General features: G+C 41.4%; 15 protein-coding genes and 1 other annotated feature. Of the genes, 8 read left to right on the top strand and 7 right to left on the bottom strand.

Features of this window, described 5'->3' with window-relative positions; all coding sequences use genetic code 11:
- Window positions 1–6: 6 nt before the first annotated feature.
- Genes C9J40_RS01560 through aroF form a run of 3 tightly spaced genes read right to left on the bottom strand, consistent with a single transcriptional unit; the run spans window position 7 to window position 3244 of the window.
- Entirely contained in the window at window positions 7–627 is a 621-nt protein-coding gene (locus tag C9J40_RS01560) for an aminodeoxychorismate/anthranilate synthase component II (protein WP_107245498.1), read from the bottom strand.
- Window positions 628–638: 11 nt separating this feature from the next.
- Window positions 639–2234, bottom strand: a complete 1596-nt coding sequence (locus C9J40_RS01555; protein ID WP_107245496.1) for an anthranilate synthase component 1 — start codon at window positions 2232–2234, stop codon at window positions 639–641.
- A complete protein-coding gene (aroF, locus tag C9J40_RS01550) occupies window positions 2231–3244 on the bottom strand; it encodes a 3-deoxy-7-phosphoheptulonate synthase (protein ID WP_107205672.1) in 1014 nt (337 codons plus the stop codon). Before aroF ends, C9J40_RS01555 begins: the two co-directional genes overlap by 4 nt.
- A gap of 79 nt (window positions 3245–3323) precedes the next feature.
- Window positions 3324–3418: a sequence feature (Trp leader region), on the bottom strand.
- A 175-nt stretch (window positions 3419–3593) separates the two neighbouring features.
- Here aroF and C9J40_RS01545 point away from each other — a divergent pair.
- From C9J40_RS01545 to C9J40_RS01530, 4 genes are all read left to right on the top strand, one after another.
- Entirely contained in the window at window positions 3594–4484 is an 891-nt protein-coding gene (locus C9J40_RS01545) for a PHP domain-containing protein (RefSeq protein WP_107205673.1), read from the top strand.
- Window positions 4484–5104, top strand: coding sequence for an L-threonylcarbamoyladenylate synthase (locus C9J40_RS01540; protein WP_005370802.1), 621 nt, complete (start codon window positions 4484–4486; stop codon window positions 5102–5104). The genes C9J40_RS01545 and C9J40_RS01540 overlap by 1 nt, the downstream gene beginning before the upstream one ends.
- 340 nt (window positions 5105–5444) lie before the next feature.
- Window positions 5445–6575 (top strand): 23S rRNA pseudouridine(2605) synthase RluB, encoded by a 1131-nt coding sequence (rluB, locus tag C9J40_RS01535; RefSeq protein WP_107205674.1) that lies wholly within the window; start codon window positions 5445–5447, stop codon window positions 6573–6575.
- A 173-nt stretch (window positions 6576–6748) separates the two neighbouring features.
- Window positions 6749–7633 (top strand): DMT family transporter, encoded by an 885-nt coding sequence (locus tag C9J40_RS01530; RefSeq protein ID WP_107205675.1) that lies wholly within the window; start codon window positions 6749–6751, stop codon window positions 7631–7633.
- 68 nt (window positions 7634–7701) lie between these two features.
- Here the strand turns inward: C9J40_RS01530 and C9J40_RS01525 are convergent, their stop codons facing one another.
- Window positions 7702–8475 (bottom strand): YciK family oxidoreductase, encoded by a 774-nt coding sequence (locus C9J40_RS01525; protein ID WP_107245495.1) that lies wholly within the window; start codon window positions 8473–8475, stop codon window positions 7702–7704.
- A gap of 268 nt (window positions 8476–8743) precedes the next feature.
- On the opposite strand from C9J40_RS01525, the gene sohB reads away from it, so the two are divergent.
- A complete protein-coding gene (gene sohB / locus C9J40_RS01520) occupies window positions 8744–9805 on the top strand; it encodes a protease SohB (RefSeq protein WP_107205677.1) in 1062 nt (353 codons plus the stop codon).
- A gap of 59 nt (window positions 9806–9864) precedes the next feature.
- Here the strand turns inward: sohB and C9J40_RS01515 are convergent, their stop codons facing one another.
- Window positions 9865–10113: a YciN family protein gene (locus tag C9J40_RS01515; protein WP_107205678.1), complete on the bottom strand. Its 249-nt coding sequence runs from the start codon at window positions 10111–10113 to the stop codon at window positions 9865–9867.
- Between the two features lie 623 nt (window positions 10114–10736).
- Between C9J40_RS01515 and topA the strand changes: the two genes are divergently transcribed.
- Window positions 10737–13391 carry a type I DNA topoisomerase gene (topA, locus tag C9J40_RS01510; protein WP_107245493.1) on the top strand — a complete coding sequence of 885 codons (2655 nt, stop codon included), beginning with the start codon at window positions 10737–10739 and terminating at the stop codon, window positions 13389–13391.
- A 102-nt stretch (window positions 13392–13493) separates the two neighbouring features.
- Here topA and C9J40_RS01505 read toward each other — a convergent pair whose 3' ends face one another.
- Both C9J40_RS01505 and C9J40_RS01500 read right to left on the bottom strand, forming a co-directional pair.
- The gene (locus C9J40_RS01505) at window positions 13494–14273 is read right to left on the bottom strand and encodes a tRNA isopentenyl-2-thiomethyl-A-37 hydroxylase MiaE (protein WP_107245491.1); all 780 of its coding nucleotides are present in this window, start codon (window positions 14271–14273) and stop codon (window positions 13494–13496) included.
- Window positions 14274–14364: 91 nt separating this feature from the next.
- On the bottom strand, window positions 14365–15126 hold the full coding sequence (locus tag C9J40_RS01500; RefSeq protein WP_107205681.1) for a DNA repair protein: 762 nt from the start codon (window positions 15124–15126) through the stop codon (window positions 14365–14367).
- A 392-nt stretch (window positions 15127–15518) separates the two neighbouring features.
- On the opposite strand from C9J40_RS01500, the gene cysB reads away from it, so the two are divergent.
- On the top strand, window positions 15519–16493 hold the full coding sequence (gene cysB, locus C9J40_RS01495) for an HTH-type transcriptional regulator CysB (protein WP_006647019.1): 975 nt from the start codon (window positions 15519–15521) through the stop codon (window positions 16491–16493).
- A 117-nt stretch (window positions 16494–16610) separates the two neighbouring features.
- A complete protein-coding gene (locus tag C9J40_RS01490) occupies window positions 16611–17801 on the top strand; it encodes a methyltransferase (protein WP_107245489.1) in 1191 nt (396 codons plus the stop codon).
- Window positions 17802–17821: the final 20 nt, after the last annotated feature.

The following is a 17821-nucleotide window of genomic DNA, read 5'->3' as shown; positions in this document are numbered from 1 at the left end:
TCGTCCTTAATGCTTTGAATTATTCTTTCCGTTAGATGTTGTTACCCAATTTAAGGTCTGTGTTAAAAGCTCCGCCCCTTGTGTCGTTAGGATTGACTCAGGGTGGAATTGAAAGCCACATACCTTATCTTCTTCGTTCAGTACTGCCATGACTAAGCCATTGACATCAGCGATAGTCTCTAGACTATCTGGCACTTCTGTTGCAACTAATGAATGGTAACGTGCAATAGAGAGAGGATTCGGTAAATTGCCAAACACTGCATGTTGGTTGTGGCTCATCATTGCAGCTTTACCATGGACAATTTCACCTGCGCCTGAAACTTTACCGCCGTAAGCTTCAACAATCGCTTGTTGTCCGAGGCAAATACCAATCATTGGTACTTTACCTTTCACGCGTTGGATCAGTTCGGGCATACATCCCGCATCAGCTGGCACACCAGGACCGGGGGATAACACTAAAACGGGATTGCTTTTAGCACTAAGTGCATTTTCTACTTGCTCTGCCGTTAAGTTATTACGGTAAATCGTTACTGGGTGACCGAGAGAACGAAATTGATCAACAAGGTTGTAAGTAAACGAATCAAAGTTGTCGAGTAGCACAATATGGGCTGGGGTTGCGTTTGTCATTGTGGTTCTCCTTAACCTTGATGTGCTGTGCGAATAGCGTTAATGACTGCTTGCGCTTTGCCACGCGTTTCATCGGCTTCTGCTTGTGGAATGGAGTCGTAAACCACGCCAGCACCAGCTTGAACACTTGCAATACCATTTTCAACGTAAGCTGAGCGGATCACGATACAAGTATCCATATCACCGTGACCAGTAAGATAACCGACAGCACCGCCATAACTACCACGACGGCGTTGTTCAACATCACGGATAAGCTGCATAGCTCGGATTTTCGGTGCCCCTGTCAATGTGCCCATGTTCATACAGGCTTGGTACGCATGAAGGGCATCAAGATCGCCACGCAATTGACCAACCACTCGAGAAACTAAGTGCATGACATGGCTGTAACGATCAACTTTGAGTAAATCTGCTACATAGCGGCTTCCTGCTTCACTGATCCTTGCGACATCATTACGTGCTAAATCCACTAACATCATGTGTTCAGCATTCTCTTTTTTATCGCAACGTAGCTCTAATTCAATACGACCATCTAAATCAAGGTTAATTGATCCGTCGCTGTTTTTGCCTCGTGGTCGAGTACCAGCAATCGGGTATATCTCTACTTGGTTTGAATCTGAACAATATTTCAGTGCACTTTCAGGAGAGGCGCCAAACAGGGTAAATTCTGAGTCTTGTAAAAAGAACATATAAGGGCTTGGATTACCAATTTTCAATGCTTTATATGCCGCGAGCGTTGAAGGGCATGGCAAAGTAAATTGGCGTGATGGCACGACTTGGAACACGTCGCCATTGATAACGTATTGTTTAAGATCGTTAACCGTTTGGCAGAAATCTTCATCGCTAATAGACGCCTCTGGCTCACATTTGTCTAATACTTGTGCGGGTGGCACAGGCTGAGGGTTTAAACAGATCTCTTTAATCGTTTGCAGGCGACGACTCAAATCATGATAGCTATTGGTGTAGTGCTCGCCACCAAATAAAGTTGCTTGCAGCGTGCCTTTACGACGTTGGTGATCGATAATCAACAAGGTTTCGGCAATATAGAAAATATAGTCAGGACAGTTATTGTCTTGCTTCACTTCTGGTAGCGGCTCAAAATCAGCGACTAAGTCATAGGCAAATAGACCACCTAAGAATAAAGCTTCTTTTGGGTGGTGCTTGGTATCAAAGGCATGTTGGATCAAACGTAGAGCATCGAATGATGAAGTTTGGCGTAAGCGGCTATCCTCATCAATATCATGAGCGTGGGATGGAAATACCAAGGTTAATGTTTTTCCATTGAGTACTGCATGAATATCGTTAGGCAGTTGGCTTTGTAAATGCGTAATGACATTCACACCATTACTGGTTAGTGCTTCCAACGTGACTTCTTTACCGCGGCAAACAATACGTACTGCTGCATCAACAAGCATTAAGCTCTTTAAATCTTGCTTAGAATCAACTTCTGCTGATTCTAATAAAAGGTTGTGCGGGCGATCGCCACAAACTGAAAAGTACAGTTCAGTGGGATCGGCAACATAAGGTACATCAAGGCTGAGAAGATTGATCTCATTAGCCGCTAATGTATTTTGCCCTAGTGGATGATTTCCTATTGAGTGAGTATTCACAGCGTTCTCCCTGCCGCTTCCACAAACGGTTTTAATTCCTGCATTAATTGTTCAAACATTGGTGCGGTTAATGCTTGATGACCATCAGATAAGGCTTCACATGGATTTAAATGTGATTCGACAATGATGCCATCAGCGCCAACAGCAGCTGCTGCGCGTGAGAGTGGGATCACTAACTCACGGATACCTGTTCCATGGCTTGGGTCGACCAGCACGGGCAAATGGGTATGTTGCTTTAAATAAGCGACAGCATTGAGATCCAATGTATTTCTGGTTGCTGTCTCAAACGTTCTAATACCACGCTCACACAAAATGATATTTGGGTTACCTGCATCATATATATATTCAGCAGCGAGCAGCAATTCCTCGATAGTGGCTGAAAGTCCGCGTTTGAGCAAGATCGGTTTTTTACTTTCACCGATAATTTTTAACAAGCCATAGTTTTGCATATTTCTCGCACCAATTTGAAAACAATCAATATATTGAGTCATTTTTTCAACTTGGCTCACATCCATAACTTCAGATACGGTAGGTATACCGAGCATGTCATTGGCTTTTTTTAACAATTTTAACCCTTCAATACCTAATCCTTGGAAATCATAAGGGCTGGTGCGAGGTTTATATGCTCCACCTCGCAGTGCCATAGCACCATGAGACTTCACCATTTCAGCCACAGACAATAATTGTTGCTCTGATTCGACAGAGCAAGGGCCTGCAATAACAGCAAAACGATCGCCACCGACCGCAGCAGAGCCAAAACGTACCACTGTGTTGTGGGCTTGGACTTCTCGGCTAACTAATTTGTATTTAGTTAAAATGGGTTTTACCGTTTCAACTAAAGGGTTCGCTTCGATATTTAAGCGTTGTAAAACACGTTCATCACCTAATGCACCTAAAACAATGCGTTCACTGCCAGGCATATATAGCGGTTTTAATCCGACACTGTCGATTTGAGCTAGTAGGCTTTTGGCATCAGCTTCTGTTGCTTGCGGTTTTAAGACAATAATCATGAGGTCATCCTTGTTAATGGTCGCAGTGAAGGCTAGGTGCAGTGCCCGTTTTATTTTTTATTTAGTTAAATTCGGCGTTATAAAAAAGCCCGCATTGATGGCGGGCTCGTTGCTATTTTGCTGAGTTACAGCAATTCACACCGCCCGTAAGTAGGAGTGCCACCACCAATTATTGAAGAAAACGCATTGTTGATTTTGAATTTGCTGTAACATGTAAGAGTCCTATTAGGTATTAGTTACATTTTTTCTATCAGCTAAATGTACGTGATGCCTTTCAAGTAAGTATTGGATACTTGGTATCTGCGTACTAGTAAACTAGTTCACGATTATAAAGTCAAGAATAAAACTTATGTTGTTTGATTTACATAGCCATACTACAGCGTCTGACGGTCGCTTAACGCCGCAAGAATTAGTTCGACGAGCCGTAGATATGCGGGTCGACATCCTGGCAATTACTGATCACGATACGGTTGCTGGCCTACATGAAGCGCATACTGTGATAGAGCAAGAAGCTTTGCCTATTACGTTAATCAACGGTATTGAAATCTCTACCGTGTGGCAAAACTTTGATATTCATATTGTTGGGCTTAATATAGACCCACAAAATCCAACGTTAGTGACGTTTATTGAACAGCAAGTAGAGCGTCGACTTGAACGTGCTAAAGAAATTGGTGCGCGACTTGAAAAAAACAGAATGCCAGGGGCATTTGAAGGCGCGGCTAAACTTGCGGGTGATGCATCGATCACTCGTGCACATTTCGCCCGTTGGATTGTTGAACAAGGTTATGCGAAAACCATGCAGGCGGTGTTTAAGAAATTCTTAACACGCGGAAATCCGGGTTACGTACCACCAAACTGGTGCACTATCGCCGATGCTATTGATGTGATTCATGCCGCCGGTGGTAAAGCGGTTATTGCCCATCCAGGCCGTTATAATATGACGGCAAAATGGCTTAAGCGATTAATCCAGCATTTCATTGAAGCTGGTGGTGACGGTATGGAAGTATCACAGCCTCAGCAAGGGCCGCAAGAACGACGTACCTTAGGGGATTACGCCATACAATTTAATTTACTTGCTTCACAAGGGTCCGATTTTCATTACCAATCACCTTGGACGGAATTAGGACGTAATTTGTGGCTCCCTAAAGATGTTCCAGCGATTTGGCATGATTGGGAAGTTGAGAAAAAGCGAGTAGAGGTAGAAATTCAGGCTGAGCCTGCTGCCTCAAAGGAGGAATAATGAGTCAATTTTTTTATGTTCACCCAGAAACACCCCAAACGCGTTTGATTAAACAAGCGGTAGAAATTATTAAAAATGGCGGCGTTGTCGTTTATCCAACGGATTCTGGTTATGCCCTTGGTTGTCAGTTAGAAAACAAACAAGCATTAGAGCGTATTTGTCAGATCCGTCGTTTAAACGAAAAGCACAACTTCACTTTGTTATGCCGCGATTTATCTGAGCTATCTTTGTACACCCGTGTTGATAATATCGCTTTCCGTCTTTTACGTAATAACACCCCAGGTGCATACACCTTTATATTTAAAGGAACAAAAGAAGTACCTCGCCGTTTAATGAATGCTAAGCGTAAAACGATTGGTATTCGTGTACCTGATAATGCGATAGCACTGGCGTTACTTGAAGCGCTAGGTGAGCCACTGATGTCAACCAGTCTTATTTTACCGGGTAATGAAACAACAGAAGCAGATCCCGATGAAATTCGCGATAAGTTAGAACATGCTGTTGATTTGATTATGCATGGTGGTTACTTAGGTGAGCAGCCAACAACAGTGATTGATTTCAGTGAAGGTGAAATTAATATTGTGCGAGTTGGTGCAGGTGATGTGACACCGTTTGAATGATCTAGAACGTTCTAAACCTAGGTAAATCTAATAAAAGCAAATAGTTAGTTTCTAGCTGTTTGCTTTTTTGTTTTTATTCCTATTTTATTGGTTTGATTTTCCTGTAACTAACCTCGCAATCGACTATCTTTTTATAGCTAACTTTGCCGTTTTTTGGCATAATGCGCGCCCACATTCTGATAAAAAGTGAGTTGCTAATGCCTCACACAGAATCCAAATTAATGCTATTCGCGTAAATGGTTTTGGTTAAGTAACAGTCTGATTTTAAATTGGAAAATATTATCCGGAATCTTTTGATGAGTATTTCGACGCCTGTGAAGGCGACAAAGGTTTGTCTATAATGAGTGAAAAATTACAGAAGGTATTGGCACGAGCTGGCCAAGGATCACGTCGTGAAATCGAATTAATGATCCAAAACGGTCGAGTCAGTGTTGATGGTGTCGTTGCTAAACTTGGTGATCGTCTTGAAGATTTATCAGTAAGTGTTCGTATTGATGGTCATAACATTGAGCTGATCTCTTCTGATGAAGAAATTTGCCGTATTCTTGCTTACAACAAGCCAGAAGGTGAGCTATGTACTCGTCACGACCCTGAAGGCCGCCGTACTGTATTTGATCGTCTTCCTCGCTTAAACACAGGTCGCTGGGTATCAGTAGGCCGTCTTGATGCGAACACCTCAGGTTTATTGTTGTTCACAACAGACGGTGAACTTGCTAACCGCTTAATGCACCCAAGCCGCACGGTTGAACGTGAATACATGGTTCGTGTATTTGGTGAAGTGACTGAGCAAATGGTAAAGAACGTTGTTAAAGGTGTTGAACTAGAAGATGGTTTAGCACGTTTTGAAGATGTTGTTTACGCTGGTGGTGAAGGTATGAACCATACCTTCTACGTAGTGATCACTGAAGGTCGTAACCGTGAGGTTCGTCGTTTATGGGATTCGCAAGGTGTTACTGTTAGCCGTCTTAAGCGTGTTCGTTACGGTGATGTTTACCTAACGAAAGATATGCCTCGTGGTGGTTGGAGTGAGCTTGAACTAAAAGAAGTGAATGAACTTCGTGCAACAGTTGAGCTTCCGCCTGAGACTGAAACAGCATTAACTGTTGAAGGTCAAAAGCGTAAAAAAGGCATTCGTCAGATCCGTCGTGCTGTTCGTCGTCACGAAGAGCGTGTAGAAACGGGCGGTGCTCGCGGTCGTCGTGGTCGTGGTAACGATCGTCGTAACCCTGGCTCTAGTCGTAATGCTGAAGTTGAAGCTCAATCAAACGAGCATCGTGGTAATGGTCGTTCACAACCAGCAAAAGGTCGTGATAATCGTGACAGTCGCGATAACGGTAAGCCACAATCAGCAGGTCGCCCACAAACATCGGGTAAACCGCAATCATCAGGTAAGCGTAAGCCTTCAGGAAATGCAGCAAATCGCCGTAATCCTTTAGCCAATAAGCCTGCTAAGCCACGTACTCGTAAGTAATTGGTTTAGACTAAATGAATAATTAAAAGCCGACCTAGTGTCGGTTTTTTTGTATCCGGTAAATGACGTGGTATAACTCAAAGAGCAACGGAGTAAAAAGTGTGAATATTGCTGTGGTGCACTTTTCTGTGAAGGGATGCTAAACATATAACGAATAGCCAGTGAGTATAGCAATGTTAGATGCATTGAAAGAGCAACAACGGGGACGATTGATCACGGTCTTTGGCGTGATGGTATTAAGTTTTGATACGCTACTTGTGCGTTTAATTGATAGTAATGAATGGACATTAATTTTCTGGCGTGGCTTCTTACCTGCTGCCATGTTGTTTATTGTGCAGTGGTTTTCAGATAAAAAACTGATCACGCAACATTTACTGCGTCCATCGCTATTAACTTTAATTACTGCTGGACTATTTAGCGCATCGACCATTTGTTTTGTGTTGTCACTGAATAATACCCAAGTGGCCAGTACGTTAGTTATTACCAATACAGCACCTTTATTTACGGCTGTGATTGGTTTCTTCTTCTTAAAAGAGAAGTTAGATAAGGCAACGATCTTTGCGATCATTATTGCTGTGGGTGGGATAGGGTTAGTGTTCGGCTATCATCCCACTGTTGACGAGTTGAGAGGCGATTCGCTTGCTTTGGTTTCTGCTGTTGCGATCGCTGTCTATCTTGTAGCACTTCGTAAGACCCAAGGGCAATTAGGCTCGATTTATATAATTCTGGCTGGTGTATTTACATCGATTATTTCGCTTTCTGTTGGCGCTAAACCGTTCGCACTGGATATGCAACATGCTATTTATATGTTCTTACTCGGTGGTGTTGTGATCCCATTGTCTTTCTATTTGATTGCACATGGGCCACGTTATTTACCCGCAGCTGAAACCAGTTTGATCTTGTTACTGGAAGTGCTTTTTGGTCCGTTGTTGGTATGGTTGATCATTGGTGAAACACCGACAGACAATGTGTTATTAGGCTCAGCGGTTGTGGTACTGACCTTGTCTTGTTTATTTGCTTGGCAGTGGCGAAAACAACTTAAAACACAAAGTCACTAACACTAGATTTAGCTGTAAAAAAGCCGACAATTGCGTCGGCTTTTTTGTTTATATCTCAATGAACAGCTTTATTCTTCTTCACAATGACTGTAAGACGATGTTGGCTTAGGCTGAGCATCGATACATTTACCAGAAACATGGCGGCTTTCTGGGCTCATTAGATATACATATAGCGGTATGATATCTTTTGGTGTTTTAAGCTGCTTTGCATCTTCTGCTGGGAAGGCTTTGGCTCGCATTCCTGTTCTTGTTCCGCCAGGATTAATCGCATTTACCTTTACATTGGTGTTGCTTAATTCATCAGCAAGGACTTGCATCATGCCCTCTGTTGCAAATTTTGAAATAGCATAACTGCCCCAAAATGCACGGCCACTATGACCAACGGTTGATGTTGTGAAAATAATTCTGCCATCGGACGATTTCTTGATAAGCGGAATAACAGCTTGAGTTAATAAAAACTGTGCTTTCACATTGACTTGCATGACATCATCAAAGGTCGATTCTTCAATTTGTTCTAGTGGGCTAAGTACGCCCAAGATCCCTGCGTTATGTAATACACCATCTAGGCGACCAAATTGTTGCTCGATGGTATCCACCATATCGAGATAGTGTTGTTTAGTCGCACCCATTAAATCTAAAGGGATAATCGCTGGCTTTGTGTAGCCCAGAGTTTCAATTTCATCATAAACAGCTTCAAGTTTTGCGACTGTTCTACCGAGTAAAATAACCGTTGCACCATGGGCTGCATATTGAATAGCGGCTTCGCGTCCAATGCCATCACCGGCACCTGTTACTAAAATGACACGATCTTTAAGAGAATCAGCAGCATTATGGTATTCCACGTTAGCATCCTTCTAATGTTGATTTTTCTTGTTTTTTGGCTGATTATTCGCCGAAGAACCCCACCAAGTATTGAGCTTGGTAACAATATAGATTACTACTAAACAAAACATATCAGAATTTACTCGCTGATTAAATTTCCTTTCATCTTAAGACGTGATCTATAAACCGATTCATTACGTTTTTCTGAAAGAGAAGATAGCGATAAACGTGATAACACAGTTACAATAACGGTTGGCACTTTTTACTGCCAACAAAGAGGATTGGATATTGGAATTTTTATTTGATTATGGACTATTTTTCGCCAAAATCGCGACAGTGGTTGTTGCGATTGTTGGTGTATTGGTACTAGTAAAAGCATTGAATGGTCGTCATGGTTCGCAGAAAGGTGAACTGGAAGTGAGCGATCTGACAGAACAATACAAAGACACTGTAAACCAACTTGAATCTCACTTATTTGATAAAGCGTTATTAAAAGCTCGCGATAAAGCGGATAAGAAATCAGAGAAAGAAAAAGATAAAGCACGCCAACAAGAAGTGAAACAAGCGGCTAAAAATGGCAGCTTAGAAACATCACGTGATCCTCGTTTATTTGTTATTGATTTCCACGGTAGTATTGATGCGCGAGAAGTATCGTCATTACGTGAAGAGATCACGGCAATTCTGGCGGTTGCTATCGAAGGTGATGAAGTGCTATTACGCTTAGAAACGGGCGGCGGTATGGTACATGGTTATGGTTTAGCATCATCTCAACTTGATCGTTTAAAAGCGGCAGGTATTAAGCTGACTATTGCAGTTGATAAAGTAGCAGCAAGTGGTGGTTATATGATGGCATGTGTTGCTGATAAAATTGTTTCAGCACCGTTTGCAATTGTTGGCTCAATTGGCGTGATCGCTCAATTACCTAACTTTAATAAGGTATTGAAAAAGAACGATATTGACTACGAGCAAATCACAGCTGGTGAGTTTAAACGTACATTAACTATGTTTGGTGAGAATACTGATAAAGCACGTGAAAAATTCCAGATGGAAATCGAAGAAACTCATGGCTTATTTAAGAATTTTATTGCCGCTCACCGCCCAGATCTCGATCTTGAAAAAGTGGCAACGGGCGAGCATTGGTTCGGCCAACAAGCATTTGAATTAGGCTTGGTTGATCAGATCTCAACCAGTGATGATTTGATCACTGAAGCATGTAAAGACCGTGAAGTACTTAAAGTAAAATACGTACGTCGTAAGAAGCTTACCGAGAAACTAGCAGGCGCATCAAGCGAAGCTGCGGATAGTTTACTGATGAAGTGGGTTGCGCGTGGTCAGCGTCCATTTATGTAAGTATTTATACTCGTAGATTAAAAACCCGCTTGATGCGGGTTTTTTTATTCTCATCCGTTTTAGCTTGCTAGCGTAAACTGAGGAGAGAGTTTGTGTGCGAGCATTTTGAACATATTGAAAACAACAGTGGTGTTTGGTGTTGGTAATCCTTCATCATCAAGGAAATATTCACCTTTGAAAATTAATACACCATCGCGCTCTTCTACAGAAGTTGCACGCATCCCGTCAATATAAGACTCTTGATCTTGAATGATTTGGTTAGCAATCATTAGTAAATCAGTTGATGAAATTGGTTTTTTATCACTCATAGTAAAGTCTCAAACAATCGAATAGCCTGCATAGTCTATTTAACTTAATTGAATAAAACAAATAAACAAAAGTGTAGAGTGTTTATTATTTAATCAATATTAAGGTTTGTTTTGTTTTAATGTCTTTAATTGTGTGACCAAAGACATAAAAAATTTTTTTACGCTAGTCAGTGATATTAGATAAATGGTAATGATCTGCGTAAATTCATACCCAATTTATTTTGTGGTAGCGAATTGCTTTTGTAAAACAACATTATTATTCGACTATATCGTTTTAAATCAAACTGTTATTTGATAGTTTGTTACATTGCATTTACGTTACACATTTTGTTAACAATTGAGGAAGGTGCAACCAAACAGACAGATTTCGTTAAAAAGCAGTTGACCTTCTTGTATTCTAGCCCAATATGTAAATAGAATTTTACGTAGCGGCAATGAAATTTTTCATTGCAAAAATGTTTGATTACGAAAAAGATCATAGGCAATCATATTAATTCACTGCTCCTATCTTTTTATGATTAGTGACTTAATGAGATTGGTTGAATGTTGCTGAATTACTCCGTAATACAGTAGCAATTTTTTATTTTTATATTTAGCGAGCACGAGGACGTAATAGAGTCATTATGGGTAAATCTCTCGTTATCGTGGAGTCCCCCGCCAAGGCTAAAACGATTAATAAGTACTTGGGTAAGGATTTCATTGTTAAGTCAAGTGTTGGTCACGTTCGTGATTTACCAACAGGTGCACGTAGTAATGGCAAGAAAGCCGCGGCAACATCGACCAAAGGGTTGAGTGTTGAAGAAAAAGCACGCATCAAGCAAGAGAAAGATCGTAAAGCGCTGATCAGTAAAATGGGGGTTGATCCTTATGATGATTGGAACGCGCATTACGAAGTGCTTCCGGGTAAAGAAAAAGTCGTTAGTGAATTACAAAAACTAGCAGCAGATGCTGACTATGTTTATCTCGCAACCGATTTGGACCGCGAAGGAGAAGCCATTGCGTGGCACCTTCGTGAGATCATCGGTGGCGATGATGCACGCTATAAGCGCGTTGTGTTCAACGAAATTACGAAGAATGCAATTCAGCAGGCCTTTGAAGAGCCTGGTGAACTTAATATTGATGGTGTAAACGCACAGCAAGCACGTCGTTTCTTAGACCGTGTTGTTGGCTTTATGGTTTCACCATTATTGTGGAAAAAAGTCGCTCGTGGTTTATCTGCAGGTCGTGTTCAGTCTGTAGCGGTGAAATTAATCGTTGAACGTGAACGCGAAATTAATGCTTTTGATCCTGAAGAGTTTTGGGATATCCACGCTGACACACTAACAGTTGGTAAAGATGCGTTACGTTTAATGGTGGCTCAACAGGCGGGTAAAACATTCCGTCCTGTTAATGAAAAAGACACCATGGCTGCAAAAGCGTTACTTGAAAAAGCAGCGTACGAAGTGATTGATCGTGAAGATCGTCCAACTAGCAGTAAACCATCAGCGCCATACATTACCTCAACACTGCAACAAGCGGCGAGTACGCGCTTAGGTTATGGTGTTAAGCGTACAATGGGCTTAGCGCAACGTTTATACGAAGCGGGCCACATTACCTACATGCGTACCGACTCAACCAACCTTTCTAAAGAAGCGGTTGAATCAGCACGTGAGTTTATTGGTAGTGAGTATGGCGATGAATATTTGCCAAAAACGGCCAATGTTTATGGCAGTAAGAAAAATGCCCAAGAAGCGCACGAAGCGATTCGTCCTTCTCATGTAGAAATGAAAGCTGAAAACCTTGAAGGTATGGAAGCTGATGCGGTTAAGTTATACGACTTAATTTGGCGTCAATTCGTATCATGTCAGATGGTGCCAGCGAAATACGATTCGAGCACGATTACGGTAAAAGCGGGTGACTTTAGCTTAAAAGCGAAAGGTCGTACGTTACGTTTTGCAGGTTGGACACTAGTACAGCGTCCATCGGGTAAAAATGAAGACACTACGCTGCCTATGGTTAACGTGGGCGACGTATTGAAACTAGAACAACTCGAACCTAAGCAACACTTTACTAAGCCGCCAGCGCGCTTTACAGAAGCAGCATTGGTTAAAGAGCTAGAAAAGCGTGGCATTGGTCGACCATCAACTTACGCATCTATTATTTCAACGATTCAAGATCGTGGTTATGTGCGTGTTGATCAGCGTCGTTTTTATGCTGAGAAGATGGGTGAGATTGTTTCTGATCGCTTAGATGGTAGTTTCCCTGATTTGATGGATTTCGATTTTACTGCCCGTATGGAAGGTAACCTCGATAAAATCGCTGAAGGTGAGAAAAACTGGAAGAAAGTGCTTGATGAGTTCTTCTCTGATTTCACCACTGAGCTTGAAAAAGCTGAGCTTGATGAATCAGAAGGCGGCATGAAGCCTAACAATATCGTATTAACTGATATTGAATGTCCAACGTGTTCTCGCCCAATGGGTATTCGTACCGCATCAACGGGTGTATTCCTTGGTTGTTCAGGTTATGCGCTACCACCTAAAGAGCGTTGTAAAACAACGATCAATTTAGGTAACGAAGACGGCATTGTTAACGTTCTTGAAGAAGATGTTGAAACAGCGGCATTACGTGCCAAAAAACGTTGTCCGATTTGTAGTACCGCAATGGACGCCTACCTGATCGACAAAGATCGTAAACTACACGTTTGTGGTAATAACCCAAGCTGTGAAGGTTACATTGTTGAAAAAGGTGAGTTCAAGCTTAAAGGCTATGAAGGTCCTGTTATCGAATGTGACAAGTGTGGTTCTGATATGGAACTGAAAAACGGTCGCTTCGGTAAATACATGGGCTGTACTAACGAAAGCTGTAAGAATACGCGTAAGATCCTGAAAAATGGTGAAGTTGCGCCACCGAAAGAAGATCCAGTACATCTTCCAGAAATACCTTGCACGCAAGATACTGATGCTTACTTTGTACTTCGTGACGGTGCGTCTGGTTTGTTTATGGCAGCAAGTACGTTCCCTAAATCACGTGAAACACGTGCGCCGTTAGTGGAAGAGCTAGTACGCTTTAAAGATCGTCTATCGCCTAAGTTTACTTACCTAACTGAAGCGCCAGTGGCCGATCCAGATGGTCTACCAACTGTGGTTCGTTTTGCTCGTAAGAGTAAAGAAAATTACGTGCGTTCTGAGATTGACGGTAAGCCTTCAGGTTGGACTGCACTTTACGTCGATGGTAAGTGGGAAATCACGGACAAGCGTAAAAAGCCAAAGAAAGAGAAAGCAGAAAAAGAGACAAAGTAATCTTTATTTCTCGCTAATAAAAACGCCATCAGTGAAAGCTGATGGCGTTTTTGTTTTTAGCGAACAAAACATCAAATAGTGGTGATGAGTGTAAATATAAGCTTATTCAGGTACGCCACTGTGGAAACGGAAAGTGTTATCAGGCGCTTGAATGAGCTCTGCTTCTTTTGCGCCAATCGCATTGACACGCTCATTGATATCCTGACCCGCAATTTTTTCAGCAAGCGTTAAATAATCTTGATAATGGCGAGCTTCTGAGCGTAATAGCGAGATATAAAACTTTTTGAGTTCAGGATCTAAATAAGGCGCTAATTTGGCAAAACGTTCACAAGAGCGCGCTTCAATGTAAGCACCAACGATGAGCTTATCGATTAATGTTGCTGGTTCATGGGTACGTACTGCTTTCATTAAACCTTTGGCGTAACGCCCCGCATGCAAGTTAGAGTAGGGAATATCACGGTTTTCCATGATCTCTAACACTTGCTCAAAATGGTGAAATTCTTCTTTAATTAAGCGCACCATTTTTTCAATCAGTTCTTCACCATAAGGAAAGTCAGAACGCGCGATCAATGGTGCAGACAAGCCATTTTTTTTGCTATGAAATAGCGCAGTAGAGCGATTTGCACCGCCGTAAACGAAATCTTCATAAGGCTTTGCCCATGCAAGTAGTACTTCACCACTGGCTTTATCAACTGCGTATTTACGTACCATGAACATCGCCGTTTGGCTGGCTTTTAGTTCACAGTTACAGTGATCGACTAACAATGCCGTTAGGTTTTCTGGTTTACGTGCCTCTTCAATCCAGCTATCAGGCGTTTCACATTGAAGAAATTGTTTAATGGGCGTTAGTAGCTCATTGATCATCTGTTGTGTGTTATCCATAAGGCGTATCTTTTTATTGTTATAAGACGTAAAAAAAGGCCGCTACTGCGACCTTGGTAGATGAAGCTATTTTAAGCCAAAGTAAATCAAATCACCATTTACGCTTTGGCTGGAATAAGACATCGAGATCGTCTTGGTCTTTATCGAGCTGTTGTTGACGTTCTTGCTCATAGTTCATTGATTGCTTGTTATCAATTTCATCAAGCATCAGCTGCAGTTTTTCTCGTGCTTGGTTAGCATAGTTGTCATTTTTAGCTGAAAGTACATCAATGCCTTTCTTAAGTAATTGCTTTGCTGTACCAATTTGTCCTTTAATTCGTGCTTCATTCGCGCGCTTAACGACATTTTCAATATTAATACGCAGTTGAATCGACTCTAAACGGGCATTCTCATTAACAAATGCCTGAGTACCCATACGCCCCTTACTGTGCTCACTTTTGATCACTGTCTTCAAACGTTTGACAAGCTGTAGCATACCAATCGCTTGTTTGTCCGTATTCGGCACTTTAAAAGGGGTAATGTCGGCATTACTGTAGTTAGCTTCTAAATGGGTAATTTGCTCACTGACATTTTTTATACGGTGAGTCAAAGAGCGATCATTAGGTGATGCTTCAGACATTTGTTGTAAAGCATCAACAATACGTTGGTTTAAGCAGACCAATAATTCTTTGCTGTAAGGCAGATGATGCGCATTACCGATTAACTCTTCAGTCGCATCAATAATCGCAATATGCTTAGCCAATTCTTGTTGCTTGATCGACTCTAAACGCTGGCGATATTGAATAATAACGTTGTAGCCAACAATAAGCGCAAGTAACAGACCAACAAGGCCTATAACTAAAGGAATACTCATAAGATATATCTATCTTCCATGCATTAATCTTGAATATTGCAGGATACACTATCTCTAAAAAACAGCCTAGTGAGATGATTATTAAATAGGAGCTTTGTTCAAATCGATATGTAATTTGTGCTGTGCGGCAAATTTAGGCGTAACAAAATTTCCCGAAAGTTGCTTATTATGTGTGCTTGTTGAAATGTTGAGATATTTTACCGGCCTTGATTTATTGACAAAACATTGAGTTAGGTAACTAAAAAACAAACAAATGCTATGAAATTAACTGGTTTCAATATATAAAATGTTAATTACATGGTTGCATTCTTATACCTGTCTCATTAAATACCATAAGGGCTTGATGGATGTGGTGTGAAAGGTAACGGATTATTGAGTAGGCAGGCGGTACCATGAAATTACAACAGCTACGCTATATTGTTGAGGTGGTTAATCACAACCTTAACGTTTCATCGACGGCTGAGAGTTTATATACTTCTCAGCCCGGTATTAGTAAACAAGTTCGATTGCTCGAAGATGAACTTGGCATTCAGATTTTCGAACGAAGTGGTAAGCATTTAACCCAAGTAACACCTGCTGGTGAAGAAATTGTTCGTATTTCACGTGATATTCTATCAAGAGTGGAAAGCATCAAAGCGGTAGCCGGTGAACATACTCACCCTGAAATGGGAACGCTAAACATTGCGACAACCCATACCCAAGCACGCTATGCTTTGCCATCGGTGATTCAAGGTTTTACAGCACGATACCCGAAAGTATCATTACATATGCATCAAGGAACGCCATCTCAAATTGCTGATGCCGTTGGTAAAGGTCGTTCAGATTTTGCGATTGCGACAGAAGCGCTGCATTTATATCAAGATATGATCATGTTGCCATGTTATCACTGGAATCGTTCAATCGTGGTTCGTAGTGATCATCCATTAGCAACCAAAACAAATATTACTATTCACGATTTAGCCGCTTATTCTCTTGTGACGTATGTTTTTGGTTTTACTGGACGCTCAGAGCTTGATAGTGCGTTTAATCGTTCAGGCTTGACGCCTAAGATTGTATTTACGGCAACAGATGCGGATGTCATTAAAACTTACGTACGTTTAGGCATTGGTGTTGGTGTCATCGCCAGCATGGCAATGGACCCTGAAACAGATAAAGATTTAGTTGCCATTGATGCCAGTCATATTTTTGAAGCGAGTACGACCAAGATAGGCTTTAAGAAAGGTACATTCTTGCGTACCTATATGTATGACTTTATGGAACGTTTTGCACCTCACTTGACACGTAATGTGGTTGATCAAGCAATAGCATTAAAGACTAATGGTGAAATTGAAGCAATGTTTGCTTCTTTTGACTTACCAGTAAGATAACTTTTTTGTTATCTATTTTTAAAACCGCCACTCTTGGCGGTTTTGTTGTTTATGGGAAGGCGTATTTAGGTATACACTAACGCCCCTTGTTTTTATGTACCTTGAAGTTGTTACTTTATGACTTGCTATGCCAACACTTTTCACCAATTAGATACGTTATTGACGAAAAATAGACAATATTGGCAGTTTGTTCCTTTTGCTGATGAGGGGTTTACATGGCAACAGCAACACCCTGAATTTTGTCAATGGTTACAGTTTATTGATGATCAAAGTTTGCAGCAGTTAAATCAAGATCATGACGCACTATTAGCAGCGTTTGACCCCTGGATCCCTGATGCCAAAATTTTAGCGGATTTAGCGAAAACGCCGTCGTTACTAAAAACAGAATATGCGTACCCTAAAAATTTTGATACAGGTATTCCTGGGCGTAAATGGCAACAAATCACCGCATTTAATCATGTATTGCCACGCCTGAATGTACCGTGGCTTGAATGGTGCGCGGGAAAAGGCTTTCTAGGGCGCGTATTATCAATTACCCACCAACAGCCTGTCACTAGTTTAGAATGGCAACCGCAATTATGTGTAGATGGTGAAGCTGCGGCGAAACAATTGGGATTAGATATCCATTTTGTTCAAGGCGATGCGTTTGATGTAAGCAGCCAGCAATATATTAAAGAGCAGCAACATGCTGTTGCACTGCATGCATGTGGTGACTTGCATGTGTCGCTCATAAAACAAGTTGTGGCAAAAAAAGGAAAGGCGGTGAGCCTATCTCCGTGTTGCTATCACTTGATCCAAGATTCACATTATCAGCCGTTATCAACGGTTGCAAAATCGAGCCAGCTACAGTTATCTAAGCATGACTTACGTTTACCGTTGCAAGAGACAGTAACGGCTGGAAATCGCGTTAAGCAACTTCGGTTTGTTGAGGTTAGTTTTCGGTTAGGGTTTGATTTATTACAGCGAAAAATTAATCAATCTAGTACTTACTTACCTGTCCCTAATGTACAAAAAGCGTTATTAGGTGAAGGTTTTAAATCTTTTTGTTGTTGGGCTGCAGATCAGAAAGGGATTGTATTACCCGCTAACATTGACTTCGATTATTGGCAGCAACAGGGCGAACAACGTTTTGCGATAACAGAGCGGATGGAGCTAGTCCGTCAATTGTTTCGTCGACCATTAGAATTATGGTTAGTGCTTGATCGTGTTTGCTATCTTGAAGAATTTGGCTATGACGTATCGTTAGGGACATTCTGCGAAAAACAAATGACACCAAGAAATTTATTGATTCACGCAGAACGTTGCTAATGTTTTATGGGCAATATAAT

The sequence above is a fragment of the Photobacterium sp. GB-72 genome, from assembly GCF_003026095.1.
Taxonomy (GTDB): domain Bacteria; phylum Pseudomonadota; class Gammaproteobacteria; order Enterobacterales; family Vibrionaceae; genus Photobacterium.
Note: the sequence above shows the minus strand (reverse complement) of the source record. Positions and strands in the feature narration are given on the sequence as shown.